The 23,141-nt window shown below is 70.4% G+C and carries 21 protein-coding genes; 13 read left to right on the top strand and 8 right to left on the bottom strand.

Features of this window, described 5'->3' with window-relative positions; translation table 11 throughout:
* The first annotated feature begins 232 nt into the window (after positions 1-232).
* The 6 genes from OG230_RS01410 to OG230_RS01385 all read left to right on the top strand — a co-directional run bounded on the left by OG230_RS01410 (position 233) and on the right by OG230_RS01385 (position 4,664).
* The gene (locus OG230_RS01410; RefSeq protein WP_328908278.1) at positions 233-601 is read left to right on the top strand and encodes a hypothetical protein; all 369 of its coding nucleotides are present in this window, start codon (positions 233-235) and stop codon (positions 599-601) included.
* Between the two features lie 88 nt (positions 602-689).
* Positions 690-1,517: a M55 family metallopeptidase gene (locus tag OG230_RS01405; protein WP_328908277.1), complete on the top strand. Its 828-nt coding sequence runs from the start codon at positions 690-692 to the stop codon at positions 1,515-1,517.
* 59 nt (positions 1,518-1,576) lie between these two features.
* On the top strand, positions 1,577-1,981 hold the full coding sequence (locus OG230_RS01400; RefSeq protein ID WP_328908276.1) for a type II toxin-antitoxin system PemK/MazF family toxin: 405 nt from the start codon (positions 1,577-1,579) through the stop codon (positions 1,979-1,981).
* Positions 1,982-2,066: 85 nt separating this feature from the next.
* Positions 2,067-2,498, top strand: a complete 432-nt coding sequence (locus OG230_RS01395) for a DUF4240 domain-containing protein (protein ID WP_328908275.1) — start codon at positions 2,067-2,069, stop codon at positions 2,496-2,498.
* Between the two features lie 85 nt (positions 2,499-2,583).
* The gene (locus OG230_RS01390) at positions 2,584-3,327 is read left to right on the top strand and encodes a glucose 1-dehydrogenase (RefSeq protein ID WP_328908274.1); all 744 of its coding nucleotides are present in this window, start codon (positions 2,584-2,586) and stop codon (positions 3,325-3,327) included.
* A 272-nt stretch (positions 3,328-3,599) separates the two neighbouring features.
* Entirely contained in the window at positions 3,600-4,664 is a 1,065-nt protein-coding gene (locus tag OG230_RS01385; protein ID WP_328908273.1) for a serine hydrolase domain-containing protein, read from the top strand.
* An 83-nt stretch (positions 4,665-4,747) separates the two neighbouring features.
* Here OG230_RS01385 and OG230_RS01380 read toward each other — a convergent pair whose 3' ends face one another.
* From OG230_RS01380 to OG230_RS01370, 3 genes are all read right to left on the bottom strand, one after another.
* Positions 4,748-5,272: a hypothetical protein gene (locus OG230_RS01380; RefSeq protein ID WP_328908272.1), complete on the bottom strand. Its 525-nt coding sequence runs from the start codon at positions 5,270-5,272 to the stop codon at positions 4,748-4,750.
* A 51-nt stretch (positions 5,273-5,323) separates the two neighbouring features.
* Entirely contained in the window at positions 5,324-6,238 is a 915-nt protein-coding gene (locus OG230_RS01375) for a hypothetical protein (RefSeq protein WP_328908271.1), read from the bottom strand.
* Positions 6,239-6,336: 98 nt separating this feature from the next.
* Entirely contained in the window at positions 6,337-7,611 is a 1,275-nt protein-coding gene (locus OG230_RS01370; RefSeq protein ID WP_328908270.1) for a YhgE/Pip domain-containing protein, read from the bottom strand.
* 195 nt (positions 7,612-7,806) lie between these two features.
* On the opposite strand from OG230_RS01370, the gene OG230_RS01365 reads away from it, so the two are divergent.
* Together OG230_RS01365 and OG230_RS01360 are read left to right on the top strand one after the other, a co-directional pair.
* Positions 7,807-10,311 (top strand): ATP-dependent Clp protease ATP-binding subunit, encoded by a 2,505-nt coding sequence (locus OG230_RS01365; protein ID WP_328908269.1) that lies wholly within the window; start codon positions 7,807-7,809, stop codon positions 10,309-10,311.
* Between the two features lie 51 nt (positions 10,312-10,362).
* Positions 10,363-10,518, top strand: a complete 156-nt coding sequence (locus OG230_RS01360; RefSeq protein WP_328908268.1) for a hypothetical protein — start codon at positions 10,363-10,365, stop codon at positions 10,516-10,518.
* A gap of 117 nt (positions 10,519-10,635) precedes the next feature.
* Here OG230_RS01360 and OG230_RS01355 read toward each other — a convergent pair whose 3' ends face one another.
* The 3 genes from OG230_RS01355 to OG230_RS01345 all read right to left on the bottom strand — a co-directional run bounded on the left by OG230_RS01355 (position 10,636) and on the right by OG230_RS01345 (position 14,962).
* The gene (locus OG230_RS01355) at positions 10,636-11,565 is read right to left on the bottom strand and encodes a LysR family transcriptional regulator (RefSeq protein WP_328908267.1); all 930 of its coding nucleotides are present in this window, start codon (positions 11,563-11,565) and stop codon (positions 10,636-10,638) included.
* 62 nt (positions 11,566-11,627) lie between these two features.
* Positions 11,628-12,461, bottom strand: coding sequence for a formate dehydrogenase accessory sulfurtransferase FdhD (gene fdhD, locus OG230_RS01350; protein ID WP_328908266.1), 834 nt, complete (start codon positions 12,459-12,461; stop codon positions 11,628-11,630).
* A gap of 209 nt (positions 12,462-12,670) precedes the next feature.
* Positions 12,671-14,962 carry an FdhF/YdeP family oxidoreductase gene (locus tag OG230_RS01345; RefSeq protein WP_328908265.1) on the bottom strand — a complete coding sequence of 764 codons (2,292 nt, stop codon included), beginning with the start codon at positions 14,960-14,962 and terminating at the stop codon, positions 12,671-12,673.
* Positions 14,963-15,500: 538 nt separating this feature from the next.
* Here OG230_RS01345 and moaA point away from each other — a divergent pair.
* The 4 genes from moaA (at position 15,501) to OG230_RS01325 (ending at position 19,270) form a co-directional block, all read left to right on the top strand.
* Complete coding sequence (gene moaA, locus OG230_RS01340; RefSeq protein WP_328911645.1) at positions 15,501-16,496, top strand: GTP 3',8-cyclase MoaA; 996 nt, start codon at positions 15,501-15,503, stop codon at positions 16,494-16,496.
* Between the two features lie 132 nt (positions 16,497-16,628).
* The gene (locus OG230_RS01335) at positions 16,629-16,904 is read left to right on the top strand and encodes a MoaD/ThiS family protein (protein ID WP_328908264.1); all 276 of its coding nucleotides are present in this window, start codon (positions 16,629-16,631) and stop codon (positions 16,902-16,904) included.
* Between the two features lie 49 nt (positions 16,905-16,953).
* Positions 16,954-17,400: a molybdenum cofactor biosynthesis protein MoaE gene (locus tag OG230_RS01330; RefSeq protein ID WP_328908263.1), complete on the top strand. Its 447-nt coding sequence runs from the start codon at positions 16,954-16,956 to the stop codon at positions 17,398-17,400.
* A gap of 91 nt (positions 17,401-17,491) precedes the next feature.
* Positions 17,492-19,270, top strand: a complete 1,779-nt coding sequence (locus tag OG230_RS01325) for an FUSC family protein (protein ID WP_328908262.1) — start codon at positions 17,492-17,494, stop codon at positions 19,268-19,270.
* 28 nt (positions 19,271-19,298) lie between these two features.
* Here the strand turns inward: OG230_RS01325 and OG230_RS01320 are convergent, their stop codons facing one another.
* Entirely contained in the window at positions 19,299-21,581 is a 2,283-nt protein-coding gene (locus OG230_RS01320) for an FdhF/YdeP family oxidoreductase (RefSeq protein ID WP_328911644.1), read from the bottom strand.
* 303 nt (positions 21,582-21,884) lie between these two features.
* On the opposite strand from OG230_RS01320, the gene OG230_RS01315 reads away from it, so the two are divergent.
* Complete coding sequence (locus OG230_RS01315) at positions 21,885-22,520, top strand: DUF1345 domain-containing protein (RefSeq protein ID WP_328908261.1); 636 nt, start codon at positions 21,885-21,887, stop codon at positions 22,518-22,520.
* 80 nt (positions 22,521-22,600) lie between these two features.
* Here the strand turns inward: OG230_RS01315 and OG230_RS01310 are convergent, their stop codons facing one another.
* Positions 22,601-23,071, bottom strand: a complete 471-nt coding sequence (locus OG230_RS01310) for a GreA/GreB family elongation factor (RefSeq protein ID WP_328908260.1) — start codon at positions 23,069-23,071, stop codon at positions 22,601-22,603.
* Positions 23,072-23,141 lie beyond the last annotated feature (70 nt).

Genomic DNA, 23,141 nt, shown 5'->3' with positions numbered 1-23,141 from the left:
TGACGCACCGTCACCAAGGCTGCTCGGAAAGGCATTTCATGAACATCCTCGGGTCGTGCGTAAAGGGTTCGCAAACCTTCGCCCGGGAGAGCTCGCTTGATCCGGCGAGCGTCGTCCTGCAGCACGTGAAACGTTCTTGACCGCAGAGTCGGCTGCCCGGTTTCGCGTCCGCATTTTCGTCGTGGAGCGTTGTGAACTGCGGCCGACGGGGGTTCCGAGGCATGATCTGCTCATGGAGCGTGTCGTCGATCCGGACCAGGCGGCGGTCGTGATGGCCGAACGGACTACGCGATGGGTGGCCGCGGGCCTCACAGTGGGTCGGCTGACGTGGCGGGACGGAGAAGTCCCATGGCCCTGTCGGATCGAGACGGACCGGGCGCTCGTGAACGACCCCGACTCGGTCGGCGTACACATCTCGCGACCGGACGGCGCCGAGTTGTCGGTGGTGTTGTTCCGGGGCGGCTGGGCCGACGTGGACTACTACGACGGCCTCGACGACGGCGGATCGCTTCCGGCGGCCGGCATCGACGGGGCCGCGGAGTTCGGCGCCCGGCTCGACGCGTGGGTGGTGCGGGTCTTCGGGGCCCTTCGCGAGAAGTAGAGGGCGACCGCCGGGGGCCGCCAACTGACCGGAGCCGCGTGGGCCGAGCCCCTGGCGGGGCGCGTGCGTGTGCGTAGACTCCGGAGCCATGAGGGTGCTGATCTCCGTCGACATGGAAGGCATCTCGGGCGTCGTCCATCCGACCGAGACGAACCCGAGCGGCTACGACTACGAGCGCGGCCGGGCGTTGATGACGGCCGAGGCGAACGCCGTCATCGCCGGTGTCCTGGACGCCGAGCCGGATGCCGTGGTGTGGGTGGCCGACGCCCACGGCCCCTTCCGCAACGTGCTGCCGGAGCAACTCGACCGACGGGCCGGATTGGTTCGCGGCAAGCCGCGCCCGCTGGGCATGCTCGGCGGGCTCGACGAACACACCGACGCACTCATGCTCGTCGGCTACCACGCCCGGGCGGGCGGTGGGCCGGCCGTCCTCTCGCACACCATGAACGGCGAGATCCTCGACGTGCGCGTCGCGGGGCGGTCCATGGGGGAGATCGGCCTCAACGCCGCCATGGCCGGACACCTGGGTGTGCCGGTGGTGCTGCTCAGCGGTGACGACGCCGCCTGCGCCGAGCTGCACGACCTGGTCCCCTCCGCGGTCACCGTCGAAGTCAAACAGGCACTCGGCCAGGCCGCGGCCGTCGCACTGCACCCCGAAGAGGCCCGGGACCGCCTCCGTCGGTCCGCGGCCGAGGCCCTTGTGCGGCGGGGACGGATGTCGCCGCTCACCGTGGCTGGCCCGGTCGACATCGAGGTCGACGTCCACAGCCCGTCCACGGTGGACCTGGCCACCCTCGTACCAGGCGTCTCACGCGCCGAGGGCGGCCGTACGATCACCTTCACCGCCGCCGACTTCGCCGAGGCGTACCGGCTGATCCTGCTGCTCGGTCAGCTCGCCACCATCAAGCCTGCCTAGTAGTCCCGTTGTAGTCAGTGCCGCGCGCTCGCCCGCCGTTCTGTGTCAGGAGGAGAACTGTGCAACGTGGCGAAGTCTGGTGGGTCGAGTTCGACGAGCGGCGGCCGGTCGTCCTGCTGTCGGCCGACGACGGGCCCGGGATCCAGGTGGTGCAGGTCGTCGCTCCGGCCGGCGTCGACATCAGCGGTCTGGGCGTCGAGGTGGCCGTGGGCGCCGGCGAAGGACTGCCCTTCGAGGGCGTGCTGCGGATCGCCTTCCCGCGTCCGGGATTCACCCCCTGCACATGGCTGACCACCGTGTCCCGGGACGACCTGATCGAGCAGGCAGGCACCTTGTCCTCGGCGAAACTCGGTGAGATCGAGGAGGCCCTCCGTCTGGGTGGACAGGCGCATGAGCCGACCCCGGCGACAAGCGCGAAGCTCAGCCGGATTGCGGACGCCCTGCGTTCCGGTGGCCTCGGGTAGACGGAGAAGGAACCGAGGCGACGGCGCCCGCAGCGCTCAAGGCGTCGACCGGCCGATGTCAGAGCCGTCCGACATGATCTGCCGTATGGACGACGACACCTTCTGGCAGCTCATCGACCGCTGTACACCCGACGTGCCGGACCCGGACGCCGAGCTTCTCGCCGCTGCCCTGACCGCCCACCTCTCTGCCGGACCGCGCTCGGCGGTCGTCGGTTTTGCCGAGCAGTTGTCGCGCGCGCTCTACCGACTGGACCGCCGGGAGTACGGGAAGGACCTCTCCGGCGACAGCTTTCTCTACACGCGCGCAGCGGTGGTGGCCGCCGGTCGCGCCATGTACGAGCGGGTGCTCCAGGACCCCGTGCACTTCGCCCCGTACGCCGATGACCTCGTCTGGGCCGAAGGGCTGCTCTACGTCCCGGACACGGCGTACGAGCGCGTCACCGGTGAGGAGTGGGACCGTACGACGCGCTACTCCTACGAGTCGTACGCGAATGCCGACGGCTGGACCGTCGCGTAACCGATGATGGGCGTGACCTTCGAAGTCCGGTGGCGGACAGCGGTGTTCGGGGGCGGACACACATCACCTGGGGCAGGGAGGAAGCATGGCAGTGCTCGCAGGCAAGGCAGCGGTCGTCACGGGAGGCTCGCGGGGCATCGGCCGGGCCATCGTGCTGCGGCTTGCGCGGGACGGCGCGCAGGTGGTCTTCAACTACGCGCGGAGCCGGGACGCGGCGGACGAGGTCGTGCGGCAGGCGGAGAAGGAGGGCGGGAACGTCACCGCCGTCCAGCTGGATCTGGCCGAACCCGGAGCCGCCGAGGAGTTGATGGCAGCGGCCGAACGCCGCCTCGGCGGCCTGGACATCCTCGTCAACAACGCCGCGACCAACATCGACGTGCGGCCCCTGGCCGAGACGACGGAGGCCGAGTTCGACAGAGTCATGGCCGTGAACGCGAAGTCGGTGTTCCTCACCGTGCGTCACGCGGCCCGGCACATGCGCGACGGCGGGCGCATCGTGAACATCTCCACGCTCAACACCGTCCGTCCCGCACCCGGCAACGCCCCCTACGTGGCCAGCAAGGGCGCCCTGGAGCAGCTGACGTTGGTCGCCTCACGCGAGCTGGGCCCACGCGGGATCACGGTCAACGCCGTATCGCCGGGCGCGACCGACACCGACCTCCTGAGAGCGGCCAATACGCCGGAGGGGCTGGCGAGGGCCGTCGCCGTGACTCCGCTCGGACGGCTCGGCAGGCCCGAGGACGTGGCCGACGTCGTGGCGTTCCTGGCGGGACCGGACGGACGCTGGCTGACAGGTCAGATCGTCCGCGCGAACGGCGGGATTATCTAGTTCGCTCGTTCGGATCACGCCGTAACCGGCTTGTCGGAAGCGTGGCGTGGGCGGTGCGTCGCCGCCCGCACCCGGGCCCTGTCCATCCGGTTGTCCCCCGTCGTTCCGGGGGGTGGCCCGGATCGTCCGGTCACGCGTGCTGTTCCTAGCCTCGGGGCATGAGACTTCGTCGCTTATGGGTGTCCGCAGCCGTCCTGACGTTGACCGTCTCGGCGCCGTCAGCCGTCGCGACCTCGGCGGTTCCACCACGTCCCCCGGCAGGGGACCGTGCTGTGCAGCACGACGCCGACCGGCTGCGGGATACGGGCATCACCGGGGTATCGGTCCGTCTGACGACGCCCGACGGGACCGTGACGGCACGTTCCGGTGTCAGGGAGCTGGGGAGCAGCCGTCCGGTCCCCGAGAACGGCTATCTGCGTCTGGGGAGCATCACCAAGACGTATGTCGCCACCGTCGTCCTGCAACTCGTGGACGAGGGGCAGCTGACACTCGACCGGACCGTGGAGCAGGTGCTGCCGGGCGTCGTGTCCGGCGCCGGCAACGACGGACGCACCGTCACCGTCCGCGATCTGCTCCAGCACACGAGTGGCCTGTACGACTACACGGCCGACGTGTTCCCCGATCCCACCGCCCACACGTACTACACCAACCGATGGCACGCCTACCTACCCGCGCAGCTCGTCGCCATGGCCATGAGGCATGAACCCGACTTCCCACCGGGGACGGACTGGGCGTACTCCAACACCAACTACGTGCTCGCCGGAATGATCATCGAGAAGCTCACCGGGCGCACCTGGGAGCAGGAGGTCCAGGACCGCATCCTGCGCCCGCTCGGACTGCGGCGCACCGCGACGCCCGGCACCTCGCCCCACCTTCCGGACCCGCACGCGGCCAACTACCAGCAGTTCACCGGGGACGGCCCACTGATCGACACGACCATCCCCTACCGCCCCTTCGACAGCGGTGCCGACGGCTCCATGACCGGCACCGCCGCCGAGGCCAACGCATTCTTCGCCGCGCTCGTCGGCGGACGGCTCCTCTCGCCCGCCGCGCTCGCCGCCATGCGCACAGCGGTCCCCGTGCCGGAGGGCAGCGGCCATCCCGTAGGCACGCGGGACGGTCTGGGGCTGTTCCTCACCCCGCTGAGCTGCGGCGGTGGGTACCTCGGGCACGGAGGGAGCGGCTTCGGCTACGTCGTCCGGGCTGCCACCACGACGGACGGCCGACGCACCGTCACCGTCTCCACGCACAGCCGGCCGGCGGATCCGGACACGGCGGCCCGCCAGGAGGACGCCCTTCGTGACCTGATCGACAACGCCCTCTGCCGCGGGGCATGACCATGCGTCGTCGCGCACTCGGGCTGCCTGCCCCGTGATCCGGCATCCCTCCTGGCATCGTCCCGTCCTATTCGATGTCCCACCTACGCCGGCGACACACGGGACTCGATCTTGTAGACGTCGCCGACCCGGAGATGCCCCGGCGTGCTGTATTCGCCGTGCATACCGATGAAGGAGACGGCCACCTGGGAGCGGGGCTGCCAGAAGGTCCGGTAGTACGGCGCGTTCGCCGGAATCTCCGGGATCTCCTGGAGGGAGACGCCGCGCCGCTGCAACAGGCGTTGCAGTTTCTCGAACCGCAGCCGGGGAGTGAACCGCCCGTACCGGGCGCGGAGTGCCTCGCCGGGGATCGTTCGGTCGCGGCGGGCGAGCCGGTGCACCTGGAGGCTGAAGTGATGGCCCGACCAGGGTTCCCCGGCGGAATCCCTGTGCCAGTAGAACTCCGCCAGGCCGTAGTCGCGGTGCAGGGCGACACCGCCGAAGTCGTTCTCGGCGAACTTCTCCCCGAGGACGGCGCCGACGCGGGCGGGGGAGTCGGTGGGGCTCAGGCCGAGCACCGTGCCGTGGGTGACGACGTCCATGTAGAACGCCAGGGAGTGCGGGGTCAACTGTCGGTCCTCGATGTGGTGGTGAACGGGTGCCGTCGTCGGGAGACGTGCTCAGTCGCCGGGCGTGGAGCGGTGACAGGCGTCTCCTCGCCAGGCAGGTACATCGTCTCGTCCCGATGCCTTCCGTGCGAGAGCGGCCGCGACGGCGTGACGCAGGATGACGTCGGCCTCTTCCGGGTTGTTGTCCAGCCAGTCCGTCAGATGTGCGCGTACGGCCTTCTCCACGTAGGTGTACACGTCGGCGTTGGCGAGCCGGGTCCGGGTGGCGCCCTCGAACCGCAGATCGTGGTGCATGACGGAGACGATGGCGGTCAGGCCCGCGCGTACGTCGTGCCCGGACAGGGCCTCACCGTGTTCCGGCAGCAGCCGCCTCTCCCGGGCGCGGGTGTCGACCAGTGCCGCGAGTGCGGTCAGGAAGCCCTGCTCGTGCGTGCCGCCCTCGTAGGTGCGATGGGTGTTCGCGTAGGAGCGGAGACGGTCCTGGGCGGAGGTGGTCCACTGCAGGGCGACCTCGACGGAGACCGTCCTCCCCGGGTCCTCCTCCTTGAAGCCGATCACGCCGGCGTGGGCCGGATTCCCTGCCTGGGCCGATTCCCCCTCCTGGGAGTTGAGAAGGGAGACGAAGTCCCGGAGGCCGCCCCGGCACACCCTGCGCACCGTTCCCTGTCCGGCCTCGTCGTCGCCTGTCCGCTCGTCCGTGAACGAGATACTCAGGCCCGGGATGAGGTGGGCCAGCTCCTGGAAGCGCTGCCACAGGGTGGAGCCCGAGTGGTGAGTGGTCTCGAAGAACACGTCTCGGGCCGCGCCGCCGCCACCGACCGTGAACGCGACCTTCGTGACCGGCACGGCGAGAACAAGCGCGATCAGGACCGTATGCCCGGGGCCGCCCTTGCGGTCGGCCTCCTTGGTCTGTTCCCCGACGTGGCCGGGCTCGGATCGGCTTCCGCCGGTCGGTGCGTCCTGCATGGCGCTTACTGAAGCACGGCCCTCGCGCGCCCGGCGGCCCGCGACACGCTCCTCGGTGGTGCGGAGCCGAGCTCAACGGGCGCCCTTGCCGCCCCGGCTCACTCGGGCTGCGGTGTGAGGCGGCGCAGTCCCCGGCGGTCGTAGTAATGGGTCATCGCGAACCCGAACACGAAGGCGACGACGAACCCGACCGCGATCATGATCCAGGCGCGCTCCAGTCCGGCGTCGGCGCGGGCGTCGAAGTACAGGATGGAGCGTACGCCGGCGCTGAGTTGATGCATCGGCTCGAAGATGCCGAGGAAGCGGTAGAAGCCGGGGGTGGCCTCCAGCGGAACGGTCGCACCGGAGGAGGGCAGGGCCAGGGCGATGAAGACGAACATGGACACGAGCTGTCCGATCCCGCCGAAGGCGGCGTTGATGGCTTGGACGCCCAGGCCGATGGCGACCGTCGCGCAGTAGGAGAAGACCCACAGCAGGGGCAGGTGCGTGGCGTCCATCCCCAGGATCGTGATCGTCGCCAGCATGACGAGTGTGGTGGTCAGGACCGAGATCCCGGCCGTCATGAGCATCTTCAGCACCAGCGTCTGGGTGCGGCTGATGGGAACGGTCGGCCGGCGCGCGTGCCAGGGGCCGATCTCGCTGTCGGTATAGCCGAGCGCGGTGTCGACGCCGGTGTGAATGAGGTTGCCTCCGATGAAACCGCTCAGGACCAGCAGCAGGGTGTAGTAGAAGGCGGTGAGCCCGAGACCGCTGTGCCGGCCGATGGGATGGCCGACGCGGGTGGTCACGGCCACGGGGTCCGTGAGGAGCAGACGGGTCGTCGGGACGGCGCCGGCCGCGGAGAGTTGCTTGCCGATGGTCAGCGACGCCTGGTGGGCGGCGTTCTGGTTGATCTGGGCCGCCATGGACGAGCCCAGGCTGCCGACTCCGGGATTGGTGAGCACGGTGAGCGTTGGGCGGACCGTTGCCCGGTCGGTGGCGAGCGCCGCCACGGACGCGGTGAAGTTCTCGGGGACGACGAGTGCGCCGAAGACCTTGCCGGAGGCCAGCGCGTCCTGCGCCTCAGCGCTTCCCAGTCGGCGCCACTGGACGGTGTCCGCGGAACCGGCCGACGCGATCGAGTCGGTGATCTGTTTCCCGAGGTTCTCCTGCTGTCCTGGCAGTGGGCTGCCCCGGTCCTCGTCGACGAGGGCGACGGGCAGCCGGTGCAGGTTGTCGCTCGGGCTGAGAATGCCGCCCATGTAGAGGAGCGAGAGCAGCAGTGCGACCAGTGCGCTGAGGACGGCCGGTACGAGCCACAGCTTGGCGTTTCGCACCAGGGTGCCGGCACGGACCTGCGGGGGGCGGGTGCTCGGGGGGATCGCGGAGGGCATGCGGCCATCGTCGACCGGCGGGCCCCCGAGCCGGGCTCAGTGGCCGTATATGTGCATTACGGGCGTGTCGGCCGCCACGCCGACCCGGCCGGGGCCCTGGCGTTTTCCCGGCTGTCGGCCGCCACCACTCCGTTTGCGGAGCGGTGGACATGGCGTTTCAGTGGGGAGAACCCCCTTCGCGCACCTGGAGCCGGCATGTCGATGGCGTTCGATTCACCCTTCGGTTCGTCCGATCCGTTCAGTGACATGTTGAACAGGTTCTTCGGAATGTCACCCGCGTCCTCGCCCCCGGCGGTGCAGCGTGTGCCGATCGGGCGGCTGCTGACCGAGTCGTCGCAGGAACTGCTCAATCTCGCCGCGCGCAGGGCCGTCGAGGACGGGACGTCCGACCTCGACACCGAACACCTCCTCTGGGCGGCCACGCAGGTCGAGCCCGCGCGGAGGCTGGTGGCACAGGCCGGTGTGGACCCCGACACGCTGGCGGCCCAGATCGCCGAGGTGCTGCCCCGGGAGTCCGGCGAGCCGTCCTCGGAACCCGGACTGACCCCGGCCGCGAAGCGGACCCTCGCCACCGCCTACGGCCATTCGCAGGCGGCAGGAGTGTCCTACATCGGCCCCGAACACATCCTCGGGGCGCTCCTCGACGACGCCGACTCCGGTGCCACACGGTTCATGCGCGCGGAAGACGTCGACGTGAAGAAGATGCGGGGCGCCGCGGACCAGGCGGCCCGCACGGATGGCGGCGCCGCTGCCGGCAAGCAGCCGTCCACGACCCTGGACGAGTTCGGCAGGGACCTGACCGAGGAGGCGAAGGCGGGGAAGCTCGACCCGGTGGTCGGCCGTTCCGAGGAGATCGAGCAGACCGTCGAGATCCTCTCGCGGCGCTCCAAGAACAACCCCGTGCTCATCGGCGAGCCCGGCGTCGGCAAGACCGCCATCGTGGAGGGACTGGCCCAGCGCATCGTGGCGGGCGAGGTGCCCGACACCCTGAAGGACAAGCGGGTCGTCTCCCTGGACCTGTCCGGCATGGTGGCGGGCGCCCAGTACCGGGGACAGTTCGAGGAACGGCTGAAGAAGGTCATCGAGGACGTCCAGGCGGCCGGCGGCGACATCATTCTCTTCATCGACGAGCTGCACACCGTCGTCGGCGCGGGTGCGACGGGTGAGGGCTCGATGGACGCGGGCAACATGCTCAAGCCCGCACTCGCACGCGGCGAGCTCCACGTGGTGGGGGCGACGACGATCGATGAATACCGCAAGCACGTCGAGAAGGACGCCGCCCTGGAGCGCCGCTTCCAGCCCGTGCTGATCCCGGAGCCGACGGTCGAGGAGACGGTACTGATCCTGGAGGGGCTGCGGGACGCGTACGAGGCCCACCACCAGGTCCGCTTCGCCGACGGAGCCCTGGCGGCAGCGGCGGAACTGTCCGACCGCTACATCAGCGACCGGTATCTGCCCGACAAGGCCATCGACCTGATGGACCAGGCCGGCGCCCGCGTACGGCTGCGCAGTGCCGGACGTTCCACGGAGGTCGTCAGCCGGGAGGACCGTCTCGCGAAGCTGCGACGCGAGAAGGACCAGGCCGTCGCCGGCGAGGAGTTCGAGCAGGCTTCGGACCTGAAGCGGCAGATCGCCGAGGTGGAGGGCGAACTCGCGGGCATCGAGGAGCGGCGCGAGGGCGTCGTCTCGGTCACGGCCGCCGACATCGCCGACATCGTCTCCCGGCGTACGGGAATTCCGGTCTCCCAGCTCACGGCCAGCGAGAAGGAGAAACTCCTCAACCTCGAAGAGGAGATGCACTCCCGGATCGTTGGCCAGGACGAGGCGGTCACCGCGGTCTCGCAAGCCGTACGCCGTAACCGCGCGGGCATGGGGGACCCCAACCGCCCTGTCGGCTCGTTCCTCTTCCTCGGACCCACGGGGGTGGGCAAGACCGAACTCGCCAAGACGCTCGCCGAGCTGCTGTTCGGCGAGGAGGACCGCATGGTCCGGTTCGACATGAGCGAGTTCCAGGAGAAGCACACGGTCGCCCGGCTCGTCGGCGCGCCTCCCGGATATGTCGGCTACGAAGAAGCCGGCCAGCTCACGGAGAAGGTCCGGCGCCACCCGTACAGCGTGGTGCTGTTCGACGAGGTGGAGAAGGCGCACCCCGACGTCTTCAACACGCTGCTCCAGATCCTCGACGACGGTCGCCTCACCGACGGGCAGGGCCGCACCGTCGACTTCCGGCACTGCGTCGTCATCATGACGTCCAACATCGGCGCCCACCGCATCCTCGCGCACGAGGGCGACGCGGCCGAACTCAAGGACGAACTGATGGGAGACCTGCGGGGACGCTTCCTGCCCGAGTTCCTCAACCGCATCGACGACATCATCGTCTTCCACAGTCTCACCGAGGGAGACCTGTCGGAGATCATCGAGCACCTCCTGAACCGCAGCAAGCATCGTGTCCATGCCCAGGGCATGAAGCTGGAGGTCACCGAGGCGGCGAAGAAGCTGCTGGTCGCTCATGGGTACCAGCCGGAGTTCGGCGCCCGGCCCCTGCGCCGCACGATCCAGACGGAGCTCGACAACCGCGTCGCCTCGCTCCTCCTCGGCGGCGAGGCCGAGCCCGGAGACACGATCGTCGCCGACGTGAAGGACGACTCCCTCCACTGCACCATCCGCAGCGAAGCCGCGGAGAAGGAACACGCAGCCTGACGGACGCCGCGGCACACGCGCCGACCGCACCGGCAACGCAAGGAGAGAACGATGGCCCACCACCACAAGTCCAACAAGGAAGTCGAAGGCGACCCGGACGAAGGACACGGACGCGGTCTGCCCAGGCGCCCGGACGAGAAGGAGGTCGACGAACGCGTCGAGGAGGACCGCGAAGAGGTGGGCCTGCCGCCCGAGGAAGGCGCCTAGGGCCTCCCGTGCGATGAACCGCGGCCCTGCGCCGGATGTCGGCCACGAGCCGGCATCCGGCGCATCGCCGTGATGGCGGGAATGGTCCGGACCGGCGGCCTCACGCCCTCGGCGACGTCACTGCGGCCCGGGGTCTCCGGGGAGGCGCTCCAGGGCGGCGGCGACATCGGTGTGGCGGGCGATCTCTGTCAGGGCGCGGGCGATGACCGGGCCCGGCTCCCGGGCCGTGACGACCAGCCCCATCGGCACCGTCCGGGCCGGTTCGGCCATCGGTACCGCCCGCATCCCGTGCGGGACACCGAAGACGTGCAGCCAGGTGTGCGGCACGATGCTGGCCCACCGGCCCGCCCTGACATGGGCGAACAGAGCTGCCACGGAATCCGTCTCGACCCGCGGCGTGGGCAGCACCCCGGCTTCGGCGAACAGGTCGTCCAGGACCTGGCGTCCCTGCATGGCCTCGGTGAGCAGGCACAGCGGCAGCCGCGACGCCTCCGCCCAGGTCGCCGTCGTCCGGTGCACGAGGCCGTCGGCGGCGTCGGTCAGCAACACGTACCGCTCCTCGTACAGCGGGACGGCCTGCAGCCCCTCCGAAACTCCCTTGTGCAGATAGGTGATTCCGGCGTCGATCTCGAAGTTCCGCAGCTGCCGGAGGATGTCCGCCGACTGGAGGTTCGCTATGACCTCGACGGTGACCAGGGGGTGCGCCGCACAGAACGGGCCCGTCAGCTGCGCGACGGCGCCGGAAGCGGTCGGGACCGCACCGATCCGCAGCCTGCCGCTCAGCCCACCGCGCAGGGCACCGACCTCGCTCGTGAGGGCGTCACGGTCGGCAAGGATCCGCTGCGCCCACACCACGATGCGTTCACCCTCGGGCGTGAGGCCCTCGTACTTCCGGCCGCGCAGGACCAGCGGTACGTCCAGCTCGTCCTCCAGCTTGCGGATCGCCTCCGAGAGAGCGGGCTGCGAGACGTGACAGGACTGGGCGGCACGGGCGAAGTGACGCTCCCGGGAGAGGGCCACCAGGTACTCGAGTTGACGGAACAGCACCCCACGGGTTTACCGGACCGCCCGACGGAACGCCAGTCGGCGCCACCGGGACCGGAGACACGTCAGGCCACCGGCAGTGGCTCCAGGCGCTCGGCGCCGGTGTAGACGTTCATCGAGGCGCCGCGCAGGAAGCCGACGAGGGTCAGCCCGCTCTCCGCGGCGAGGTCCACGGCGAGCGAGGACGGCGCGGAGACGGCCGCCAGGATGGGGATACCGGCCATCACCGCCTTCTGCACCAGCTCGAACGAGGCCCGGCCACTCACCATCAGCACGGTTCCGCGCAGCGGCAGCAGCCCCGCCCGCAGGGCGTGTCCGACGACCTTGTCCACGGCGTTGTGCCGGCCGACGTCCTCCCGCAGACACAGCAGCTCGCCGTCGGCCGTGAACAGGCCGGCGGCGTGCAGGCCACCGGTGCTGTCGAACACCCGCTGTGCCTCCCGGAGCCGGTCGGGGAGAGCCGTCAGGACGTCCGGTCCGATACGCAGTCCGTCGTCGCCGACGGACCACGCCGCCGTGGTGCGTACCGCGTCCAGGCTGGCCTTGCCGCACAGCCCGCACGAGGACGTGGTGTAGAAGTTCCTCTCCAGCGAGGCGTCGGGAGCGGCCACTCCGCGGGCCAGGGCGACGTCCACCACGTTGTACGTGTTGCCGTCGTCCGTGGCGCCCGCGCAGTAGCGGATCCCGGCCACGTCCTCGGTGGCGTGCACCACGCCCTCGCTGACCAGGAACCCGGCCGCGAGATCGAAGTCGTCCCCCGGCGTACGCATCGTCACGGTCAGCGGGCGCCCGCCGACGCGGATCTCCATCGGCTCCTCGGCGGCCAGGGTGTCGGGGCGGTGCGAGGGCACCCCCTCCCGGATGCGCAGTACGCGCCGCCGCACGGTCGTGCGTCCCATGGTTCGTTCCTCTCCTCGGAGCCCTGCTCCGACGGGGTCGGGGGATGGAGCCGGTTCGTCGACGGGGCGGCCGGGCCGCGGGCCGGTGGTCCGGCCGGTGCCGCGCGGCTGCCGACGGCCGACGGTATGACCTGCGGCGATTCCCGCGGAGCTCCCACGCCGTCACGGCGCTCCCGTGACCGGCGCGCGGTCGCGGGCCACGGGTCCGTCTATGGGGTGTCGCGGCGCGGCTCCAGGCGGATCACGACGCCCTTGGAAGTGGGGCAGTTGCTGATGTCGGCGACGCTGTCCAGCGGCACGAGGACGTTGGTCTCGGGGTAGTAGGCCGCCGCGGAGCCGCGGCTTGCGGGGTAGGAGACGACCCGGAAGTTCTCCGCCCGGCGTTCCTTCGCGTCGTGCCAGACGCTCACCAGGTCCACCGTGTCTCCGTCGGCGATGCCGAGGGCGTCGAGGTCGGCGGGGTTGACGAGCACCACGCGGCGGGCGTCGTGGATACCGCGGTAGCGGTCGTTCGGGGCGTACCAGACGGTGTTCCACTGGTCGTGCGAGCGCAGGGTCTGCAGCAGCAGATGTCCCTCGGGGACATGCGGCATGGTGAACTCGTTGCAGGTGAAGACGGCCTTGCCGCTCGGGGTGGGGAAGACCCCCTGGTTCACCGGGTTGGGCAGCGTGAACCCGCCGGGCACGGCCACCCGGGCGTTGAAGTCCTCGAACCCCGGCACCACGCGGGATATCCGGTCCCGGACGGTGCCGTAGTCACGCTCGAACTGTTCCCAGGGGATGCTCGGCTCGTCCCCCAGGGTGCGCCGCGCCAGCCGGCTGATGATGGCGACCTCGCTGAGCAGGTGGGGGGAGGCGGGAGGGAGCTTCCCCCGCGAGGCGTGGACCTCGCTCATGGAGTCCTCGACGGTGACGAACTGCTCGCCCGCGGCCTGGATGTCCCGGTCGCTGCGGCCCAGGGTGGGCAGGATGAGAGCCGTGTCGCCGCAGACGGTGTGGGAGCGGTTGAGCTTGGTGGAGATGTGCGCGGTGAGCCGGCACTTCCGCATCGCCTCCTCGGTGACGTCGCTGTCGGGGGTGGCCCGTACGAAGTTCCCTGCGACGCCGAGGAAGACGGTGGCCCGGCCCTCGTGCATGGCCCGGATGCCGTTCACCGCGTCCAGACCGTGACGGTCGGGCGGAGTGAAGCCGAACTCGCGCCCCAGGGCGTCGAGGAACGTCTGCGACATCTGCTCCCACACGCCCATGGTGCGGTCGCCCTGGACGTTGCTGTGGCCGCGCACCGGGCACACACCCGCCCCCGGCCTGCCGATATTGCCGCGCACCATCAGGAAGTTGATGACTTCGCGGATCGTGGGCACCCCGTGCTTGTGCTGGGTGAGCCCCATCGCCCAGCACACGATGATCTTCTTGCTGCCCAGGACCCGTTCGTACACCTGCTGGATCTCCTCGCGGGACAGCGCGGTCGCCCTGAGGACGTCCTCCCAGGAGACCTTCCGCGCGTGTGCGGAGAAGTCGGCGAATCCGGCGGTGTTGTCGCGGATGAAGTCGTGGTCGAGCACGGTGCCCGGTGCCGCGTCCTCGGCCTCCAGCAGCATCTTGTTCAGGGCCTGGAAGAGGGCGAGGTCGCCGCCGGCGCGGATGTGCAGGAACTGGTCGGCGATCGGCGTACCGCTGCCGATGATGCCCCGGGCCTTCTGCGGGTTCTTGAAGCGCATCAGGCCGGCCTCGGGAAGCGTGTTGACCGCCACGACCTGCCCGCCGTTGCGCTTGGTCTCCTCCAGTGCGGAGAGCATCCGCGGATGGTTGGTGCCGGGGTTCTGCCCCACGACGAAGACCAGGTCGGCGTTGTGGATGTCGTCCAGCGACACGCTGCCCTTGCCGGTGCCCAGCGTCTCCTGCATCGCGAACCCGCTGGACTCGTGGCACATGTTGGAACAGTCCGGCAGGTTGTTCGTGCCGTACGCGCGGGCGAAGAGCTGGAGGAGGAAGGCGGCCTCGTTGTTCAGCCGGCCGGAGACGTAGAAGAGGGCCTCGTCAGGGGAGTCCAGCCGCCGGAGTTCCCCCGCGAGCAGGGCGAACGCCTCGTCCCAGCCGATCGGCTCGTAGTGCGTGGCGCCCGGCCGCTTGACCATGGGCTCGGTCAGCCGGCCCTGCTGGTTGAGCCAGTAGTCGGACATGGAGTCGAGCTCGGCGATCGAGTGCTCGCGGAAGAAGTCCCGGGTGACGCGCCGTGAGGTGGCCTCGTCGTTGATGTGCTTGGCGCCGTTCTCGCAGTACTCGTTCCTGTGCCGCTTGCCCGGCGCGGGCTCGGGCCAGGCGCAGCCCGGGCAGTCGATGCCCTTGGGCTGGTTGATGTTCAGCAGCGTCAGCGCGGTGCGCCGCGGAGACGTCTGGCCGAGCGAGTACGTGAGCGCGTGCGTCACCGCGGGAAGACCCGTCGCCCAGGTCTTGGGCGGGGTGACCCTCAGGTCGTCGGTCGGGTCCTCGATGCTGCTCATGATCCGGTCTTCCCCTTTTTCCTGTGTACGAGCCGGGGTCGTGCACCGCGTATTCGCGCATGGAAGCGCGCCGTCCGGGAATGCCGGCTCCCGCTGCGGGAGCAGCTTCCGTCCGGCCCCGACGGAATGTCAAAGAGGGAACTCCGATGAGCTGAAAGGCGCGGCTTATTACCGCACCGCGCCGCGCTCACCAGGCATCCGTACGGCCATAACCACCGCCGATCACGTCATCGAAGGGCCCTCTTTGACTTCTTCGGGAAATGCGCCGATGGTGACCGATGAGCAATGAATTCGGTATCGGAAGTCGAGAGGAAGAGTTCCGAATTCCGGCCGATGTATCCGCTCGGAATTGCCCCTGGGGCCGCGAACGCTCTTTCCGTCCGGAAGACGGCATCGCACCGGCGTCCCCGATCGCGTACCGCAGGACTGCCCACGGGCAGAGGAAGAAGGCGGCCCCGTGCCCCGATCGCAGCCCGCCCCCCTCGACGGCCCCGTCAGGACGGAGACGCCCCGGCTCCACGCCGGCGGGCGGCCTTCCGTGGCCCCGCCTCCGCTGGTGGACCGATTCGGGCGGGTCCACACGGACTTGAGGGTGTCGCTCACCGACCGGTGCAACCTGCGGTGCACGTACTGCATGCCGGCCGAGGGCCTGGACTGGCTGCCCCGTGCCGACGTGGTCACCGACGACGAGGTCGTGCGACTGGTGGGCGTCGCCACGCAGCGCCTGGGGATCACGGAGGTCAGGCTGACCGGCGGCGAACCGTTGCTGCGCCGCGGCCTGCCCGGCCTCGTGGCCCGCCTTTCCGCCCTGGACTCCGCCCCGGACCTCTCCCTCACCACCAACGGCATCGGCCTGGTACGCAGCGCCGCAGCCCTGCGCGAGGCCGGTCTGAACCGGGTCAACGTCAGTCTCGACACGCTGCGCCCCGAACGCTTCGCCACCCTCACCCGGCGCGACCGCCTCACCGACGTGCTCGACGGACTGCGCGCCGCCCGCGCCGCGGGCCTCGCCCCCGTCAAGGTCAACGCGGTGCCGGTACGCGGAGTCAACGACGACGAGATCGCCGACCTGGCCGCATTCGCCGTCGAGAACGGCTACCTGATGCGGTTCATCGAGTCGATGCCGCTGGACGCGCAGGGCGCCTGGGACCGCGACCGGATGGTCACCGCCGAGGAGATCCTCGACCGCCTCGGTGAGCGCTTCGACCTCGTTCCGGCGGCGCGTCGGGGCAACGCGCCCGCCGAGGAGTGGCGGATCGCCGGCACGGACGCCGTGGTGGGGGTCATCGCCAGTGTCACCCGCCCGTTCTGCGGCGGTTGCGACCGGGTGCGGCTCACCGCCGACGGGCAACTCCGCAACTGCCTCTTCGCCTCCGAGGAGTCCGACCTGCGGGCTCTGCTCCGCGGCGGCGCCGACGACGCTGCACTGGAAGCCGCCTGGCGGTCCTCGGTCGCGGGCAAGGGCCCCGGCCACGCGATCAACAGTCCCGGGTTCCGCCAACCGGAACGCCCCATGTCGGCCATCGGAGGCTGACGAAGGAGGCGAGAGCCCTTATGGGGGCGCGGGGGAGGCGGCGGGGCCGGTCCGAGGTACGGACGTACCTCGGACCGGCCCCGTGGCTCCCGCCCTCGGCAGCCACGCGCACGCACCACAGGAGGTACACCCATGGAGACACCCACGACCCCGGCCGGCACCATCCGCTACTGGGCGGCGGCGAAGGCGGCGGCCGGTACGTCGGAGGAGCCCTGTCACGCGGCCACCCTCGAGGAGGCACTGGACCAGGCCCGGTCCCGCCACGCCGACCGGCCGCGCTTCGCGCAGGTGCTCGGCTGCTGCTCGTTCCTGGTGGACGGTCGTGCGGTCGGCAGCCGGGACCGTGCCCAGGTCCGTCTGGCCGCAGGGGGAACGGTCGAGGTACTGCCCCCGTTCGCGGGCGGCTGAGGCCCCGAACCCACCGCGTCCCCTGTCCCTCTCACTCAGGAACCGCCTCATGACCACCGCTCCGGCGCCCTCCGGCCCTCCGATCCGCCTGCTCGCTCTGCGCGACACCCCGCTCTCCCTCGACGAGGTGTACGCCGCGGTGGGTGACGATGCCGCGGGCGGCACCGCCGCATTCGTCGGCACCGTGCGCGACCACGACGGCGGCAAGGCGGTGACGGCCCTGGAGTACAGCGCCCACCCCGCCGCCGGGCACGAGCTGCGCCGGGTGGCCGAGAAGGTCGCTGCCGACTTCCCGGTCCGCGCTCTCGCCGCCGTTCACCGGACGGGCCGTCTCGCCGTCGGCGACATCGCGGTGATCGTGGCCGTTTCCTGTCCGCACCGCGCGGAGGCGTTCGCCGCCTGCAGCCGCCTGGTCGAGGACCTGAAGCACGAGGTGCCGGTCTGGAAGCACCAGATCTTCTCGGACGGCGCCGAGGAGTGGGTCGGCGCGTGCTGAGCGACGGCGTGCCCACCGCATGCCCGGTGCCCGGGCGGATCGAGCGCTCCATGCCCCGATCCGCAGCGGAACCAGGTGATATACACCGCGTATGCCCCGTTTTCGTCTTCCGCTCCCCGCTGTGACCGGGAGTGGCCGGCGGCGCTCGGCAGGCCACGTGGGGAGGGCTCTCTCGCCGCGTGGCGCCCTCGCTCTGCAGCGTGTGGACGGAGCCCTGTCCTTCGCTCTGCGTGCCGCACTCGCCATGGCTCTGCCCGCGTTGCCGCTGGCGCTGGCGGGGCGGGCCGACCTGGCCGTCTACGCCATGCTGGGCTCCTTCACGACCACGTTCGGCCGCAACCTGCCCTATGCGCGCCGTGCCCGCGTGCTCGCCGTGGTCGCAGTGGCCATGACCGCGTGTGTGGGCGGCGGTTCGGCACTTGCCGCGTGGGCCGGGCCACGTGACGGGGCAGCCGACGCCGTGGTGGTCGTGGCCATGGCCGCGGTCGCCGGGATCGCCAAACTCGCCTGCGACGCGGCACGTCTGAGCGGGCTGGGCGCGGTGCTGCTGCTGTTCTCCTTCGCCGTGGCGGCCAACGGCTCGCCGACGCAGGGCGACATCCTGCCCCAGACCGCCCTGGCCGCATCCGGTGTGGCAGTGGCCTGGGCGCTGGCGGTGTCGGGCTGGTTCGTCCACCCGGACCGCCCCCGGCGTCTCGCCGTGGCCACGGCTCTGCGCGAGCTCGCCGACCTGCTGGACGCCGTCGCGGCGGGGGACGGAAGCGGCCTCGTCAGGCACCGGGCCACCGCCGCCGTTCTGGAGGCGTACCGGACCCTGGGTCTCATGCCTCCCACCGCCGCCGAACGGGGCGGCCGGGGCGACACCTGCGTGCGCCTGACCGACCTCGCGTGGTCGCTGCTGATCGGTTCCGCCCGCCGGCCGCCGGAGGACCCCACCGGCCTGGCGCGGCACGTGCGCCGCCAGGTCCGCCTGCTCGTGAGCCGTCGCCGCGGGGCCCCGCGCGTGTTGCCCGAACTGGCGCTCCCCGCCGAGGTCGCCCGGACCGGCACGGTCTCCGTGGCCGGCCCCCAGCCGTCTCCCGATGGCCCCACCACCCGGCGGGGTACGGAACTGCGCGCCGCGGAACTGCTGACGGGGCGGCTCCACGGCCGCCCCGATCGCGTGCCGGTCCTGCTCGTACCCGCCCTGCGCATGGTCTTCGGCACCGGACTGGCCGGCGGGACGGCCCTTCTGCTGGGCCTCGGTCACGGCTACTGGGCGGCCATCTCCGCTGCCGCGGTTCTGCACTCGATCAATGTCCGTACGGCCGCCCAGCGCGCCGTCCAGCGGACCCTGGGCACGGTCGCCGGGCTGATGCTCGCCCTCGGAGTGCTGGCGGTGCGCCCCGATCCGGTCGTGCTCGTCCTCGTGATCATTCTTCTGGAGTTCCTGCTGGAGTACGTCGTGGCCCGCAACTACGGTCTCGGCGTCGTCTTCCTCACGCCGCTCGCGCTGCTGCTGACCGACCTGGCCGCTCCGTCACCCGCCGGAGCCCTCGTCCAGGACCGGGCGCTGAGCAGCGTCCTCGGGATCGTCGTCGCACTGGGCTGTGCGCTGGTGGTGGTCCATGACCATGCCGCGCTGCGGGCGGAGCGTGCCCTGGCCGCGTGCACGGAGGTGTCCGGCCGTGCCGAGCGTGTCCTGGTCACGCGTACCGAATCGTCCTTCCCGCGTGTCCAGGCCCAACTGGCCGAAGCCGTCGTGGAGTTGCGCGATGCCGACGACGCCGCGGCGGGCGAGCTCTGGCCCGCGGAGATCGATCCCGCCGAACTCGCCGCCGCCGAGCAGCGCGCCTACCAGCTCCTGGAGCGCCTCGTCAGGTGGCGATGACGCGACGCTCCGCCCGTGCGCTCCCCGCTCAGGCGGCGGGGCCGATGGTGACCTTGACGTGCTTCATGATCGGCTGGTCGCTCTGGGTGCTGTAGTCGCTGAGCGCGCACAGCACGTTCATCTCGGGCATGTAGCCGGCCGCGCAGCCGCGGGGGATGTCGTAGGGGACGGCGAGGTAGCCGTTGAGGGAGCGCTGACTGCCGTCCCTCGCCGTGCTGGTGATGTCGACGGGGCCCATGTCGTCGATACCGCGCTCGCGCATGTCGGCCCGGTTCATGAAGACGAGCGTGCGCAGGTTCTTGATCCCGCGGTAGCGGTCGTTGTCGGAGTAGATGGTGGTGTTCCACTGGTCGTGGGACCGCATCGTGCCCAGGGCCAGGGTGCCGGCGGCCGGAACGACGTCGGGCAGGGCGGCTGCGGAGAACTCGGCGCGCCCGGACGGGGTGAGGAAGACCAGTTCACGGGCCGGCTGCTTGATGCGGAAGCCGAGGGGCAGGCGAACCCGCCGGTTGAAGTCCTCGAAGCCGTCGAGGGCCTTGGCCATGGTGTCCCGGATACGGTCGTAGTCCTCGATGTACCACTCCCAGGGCGTCGCACTGCCGGGCAGGGCCGCGCGGGCCATCCCGGCGACGATCGCCGGCTCGGACAGCAGGTGCGGTGAGGCGGGGCGCTTCATGCCGATCGACAGGTGCACCATGCTCATCGAGTCCTCGACGGAGGTGCTCTGGACGCCCTTGCGCTGGTGGTCCTTCTCGGTACGGCCGAGGCAGGGGAGGATCAGGGCCTGACGGCCGTGGACGATATGACTGCGGTTCAGCTTGGTGCTCACCTGGACGGTCAGCTCGCAGGCACGCAGGGCCGCGTAGGTGTACGGGGTGTCGGGCGCCGCGAGGGCGAAGTTGCCGCCCATGCCGACGAACACCTTCACCTCGCCGCGGTGCATCGCCGGGATCGTACGGACGGTGTCCAGGCCGTGCTCACGGGGCGGGTCGATGGCGCAGGCCTCGGCCAGCCGGTCGAGGAACGCGTCGGTGGGACGGTGATCGATGCCGCAGGTGCGGTTTCCCTGGACGTTGCTGTGCCCCCGCACGGGGGAGGGGCCCGCCCCTTCCCGTCCCAGATTGCCGCGGAGCAGAAGGAGGTTGACGATCTCCCGGACGGTGTCCACGCCGTGTTCGTGCTGGGTGAGCCCCAGGCACCAGCTGACGATGCTGCGGTCGGCCTCGCCGTACACGCGCGCCGCCTTGAGAATGTCGTCGCGGCTCAGCCCCGACTGGCTCTGGATCTCCTCCCAGGGCGTGGCCTCGCACAGCGCGCGGTACTCCTCGAAGCCGGCGGTGTGGCGGTCGATGAACTCCTGGTCCAGAGCCTTGGGATCCGTTGCGGACTGCTCCAGGATCGCCTTGGCCATACCGCGCAGCAGGGCCATGTCGCCGCCGATGCGGGGCTGCAGGTTCAGCGTGCTGGTCCGGGTCGTCTTGAACACGGCCATGTCCACGAAGTCGTGGGGGACGATCGTGCGGGTGGCGGCGGCCTCGACCAGCGGGTTGACGTGCACGATCTGGGCGCCACGGTGGTATGCCTCGGCCAGGGCGGTGAGCATCCGGGGCGCGTTGGACGCGGCGTTGACTCCCAGGATGAAGAGCGCGTCCGCGCTCTCCCAGTCCTTGAGGTCGACGGTCCCCTTTCCGGTGCCCAGGGATGCCTGAAGGGCGCGACCGCTGGCCTCGTGACACATGTTGGAGCAGTCCGGCAGGTTGTTCGTGCCCAGTTCACGCGCCATCAACTGGTAGAGGAACGTGGCCTCGTTGCCGAGACGGCCGGAGGTGTAGAACGACGCCTGATTGGGGTTGTCGAGCTCACGCAGGGCGCGGCCGACGACCTCGAACGCGTCCTTCCAGCTGATCGGGACGTAGTGGTCCGAATCGGGGTCGTAGACCATCGGTTCGGTCAGCCGGCCCTGGTTCTCCAGGTCGTAGTCGCTCCACCCGGACAGCTCGGTCACCGAGTGGGCGGCGAAGAACTCGCGCCCGACCCGCCTGCGGGTCATCTCCCAGGTGACGTGTTTGATGCCGTTCTCGCAGATGTCGAGATGCAGCCCCTTGGTGTCGTCGGGCCAGGCGCATCCGGGGCAGTCGAACCCCTTGTTCTCGTGATTCATCCGCATGATCGCCCGTGGGCCGTCCACCAGCGCGCCCTCGCGCACCAGGAAGCGGCTCACGCTCTTGGCCGCGCCCCAGCCCGCGGCGGGGTGGTGGTACGGGTGAAACTCCGGATCCCCTGCGGGCGTGGGGCCGACGCGGGGCTCCATCTGTTCCTGGTCGTCACTGTTGGTGCTCACGACTCTCGACCTTCCACCATTCGGGCACAGGGTGATGAAACGGCACTTTCGGGCAAGGTATGTCCGTCGACCCCGGCGCGCCACCCGACGCTCGCGGCCGAGGCCGGACCTGCCGGGCTGCCGCCCGATTGATGCGCGGATACCCTGAAGCTGTCCTCTTCGCCGGGTTTCCGTGTCCGGGTTCGGCGGCGTGCGTACCTGTTCGGGGCCGTGGCCGTACCGGAATCCCGAAGCCCCCTTCCGCACTGTCGCGGCAAGACTCCCGAGGTCCCCATGATCCGCAGGCTGGTGCTCTCCGCCGTTCCCCGACTCGTCGCCTCGGCGGTCCTCGGAGCGGCCGTCGGTGTGGTCGTCGGTGCGCTGACCAACACACCGCTCGGCGTCCTCGCCGGTATCGCCTCGGTGGAGACGTTCTTCGTCGTGGCGGGGTGGCTCGTCCTGTGGCCCATGGATGCCACCACCACCCATCGCGACGCCGGGCGGGAGGAGTTCCGGCCCGTCACCGAGGAACTCGCCGTGGTGGGGTCCGCCCTGTGCGGACTGGTCGGCATCGTGGTGCTGCTGCTGGTCAGCGATTCGGATCTGAGTCACGCCGCTGCCGCGACGGCGCTCTGCGGTGTGTTCATGGCCTGGGCGGCGCTCCACCTGATGTACGCCACGCGCTACGCGTCCATCTACTACGGCTCACCCGGGGGTGGGATCGATTTCAACAGCGACGACCGGCCGCGGTACATCGACTTCCTCTATTTCAGCTACAACCTCGGAATGACCTACCAGGTCTCCGACACCAATGTCTCCACGTCGACGATCCGCGCGGTCGCTCTCCGCCACTGCCTGCTGTCCTATGTCTTCGGCGCCAGCATCCTCGCCACGACCATCAACCTCGTCGCCGGGATCGTCACGCGCTGACAGGGGCCTATGGGGGACCGGCCCTGCGGTCGGACGGGACGTCCGCAGGGCCGGCGTCGCGAACGGCTCGAACGGTGCGGCTACGCCTGCGCGTCGCCGAGGGACAGGACGACCGCGCTCGCGGGCCCGTCGGGTGTCTCGTAGGTGACGGTGTCCCCGGCGCGACGGCCGAGCAGCGCGCTGCCGAGCGGGCTGTCCGCGGTGACCATGCTCCGGTCCAGTTCCTCCGTGACCGTGCCGATCTGGACGGTGGTCTCGGTGGCGTCATCGAACCGCACCGTCACGGTGCTGCCCACGCCGACCTCGTCCGTGCGCGGCGGCCCTGCCGCGGCGGCCTCGTGAAGCCGCCCCTCGATCTCCCTGATGCGGGTGTCCAGGTGTTCGAGCTGGTTGGCGCGTTCGAGTTCGTCGGCCTCGTCCCCCCGGTCGCCCACCTCCTGCCCGCCCCGCAAGGTTGCGGCGACCTTCTCGCGCTCGGCGCGCAGATCGGTCAGGTCCCGCTCGAACGCTTCGCGGGCGACGGCGCTGATGGGGTCGGGTCCACCGGTCATTCCAGATCCCGTTCGTGCAGGGGCGTCACGAGTGAGTGCCGCAGGTTAATAGGGTGCATTCGCAAGATAA

Source organism: Streptomyces sp. NBC_00234 (assembly GCF_036195325.1).
Taxonomy (GTDB): domain Bacteria; phylum Actinomycetota; class Actinomycetes; order Streptomycetales; family Streptomycetaceae; genus Streptomyces.
Note: the sequence above shows the minus strand (reverse complement) of the source record. Positions and strands in the feature narration are given on the sequence as shown.

Coding starts and splice junctions, on each gene's coding strand:
- OG230_RS01395 (WP_328908275.1), top strand. CDS start 2,067: ATGGACGACGACACCTTCTGGCAGCTCATCGACCGCTGTACACCCGAC.
- OG230_RS01320 (WP_328911644.1), bottom strand. CDS start 21,581: ATGGAGCCCCGCGTCGGCCCCACGCCCGCAGGGGATCCGGAGTTTCAC.
- OG230_RS01360 (WP_328908268.1), top strand. CDS start 10,363: ATGGCCCACCACCACAAGTCCAACAAGGAAGTCGAAGGCGACCCGGAC.
- OG230_RS01365 (WP_328908269.1), top strand. CDS start 7,807: ATGTCGATGGCGTTCGATTCACCCTTCGGTTCGTCCGATCCGTTCAGT.
- OG230_RS01330 (WP_328908263.1), top strand. CDS start 16,954: ATGACCACCGCTCCGGCGCCCTCCGGCCCTCCGATCCGCCTGCTCGCT.
- fdhD (WP_328908266.1), bottom strand. CDS start 12,461: ATGGGACGCACGACCGTGCGGCGGCGCGTACTGCGCATCCGGGAGGGG.
- OG230_RS01370 (WP_328908270.1), bottom strand. CDS start 7,611: ATGCCCTCCGCGATCCCCCCGAGCACCCGCCCCCCGCAGGTCCGTGCC.
- OG230_RS01410 (WP_328908278.1), top strand. CDS start 233: ATGGAGCGTGTCGTCGATCCGGACCAGGCGGCGGTCGTGATGGCCGAA.
- OG230_RS01405 (WP_328908277.1), top strand. CDS start 690: ATGAGGGTGCTGATCTCCGTCGACATGGAAGGCATCTCGGGCGTCGTC.
- OG230_RS01310 (WP_328908260.1), bottom strand. CDS start 23,071: ATGACCGGTGGACCCGACCCCATCAGCGCCGTCGCCCGCGAAGCGTTC.
- OG230_RS01345 (WP_328908265.1), bottom strand. CDS start 14,962: ATGAGCAGCATCGAGGACCCGACCGACGACCTGAGGGTCACCCCGCCC.
- OG230_RS01325 (WP_328908262.1), top strand. CDS start 17,492: ATGCCCCGTTTTCGTCTTCCGCTCCCCGCTGTGACCGGGAGTGGCCGG.
- OG230_RS01315 (WP_328908261.1), top strand. CDS start 21,885: ATGATCCGCAGGCTGGTGCTCTCCGCCGTTCCCCGACTCGTCGCCTCG.
- OG230_RS01335 (WP_328908264.1), top strand. CDS start 16,629: ATGGAGACACCCACGACCCCGGCCGGCACCATCCGCTACTGGGCGGCG.
- OG230_RS01375 (WP_328908271.1), bottom strand. CDS start 6,238: ATGCAGGACGCACCGACCGGCGGAAGCCGATCCGAGCCCGGCCACGTC.
- OG230_RS01390 (WP_328908274.1), top strand. CDS start 2,584: ATGGCAGTGCTCGCAGGCAAGGCAGCGGTCGTCACGGGAGGCTCGCGG.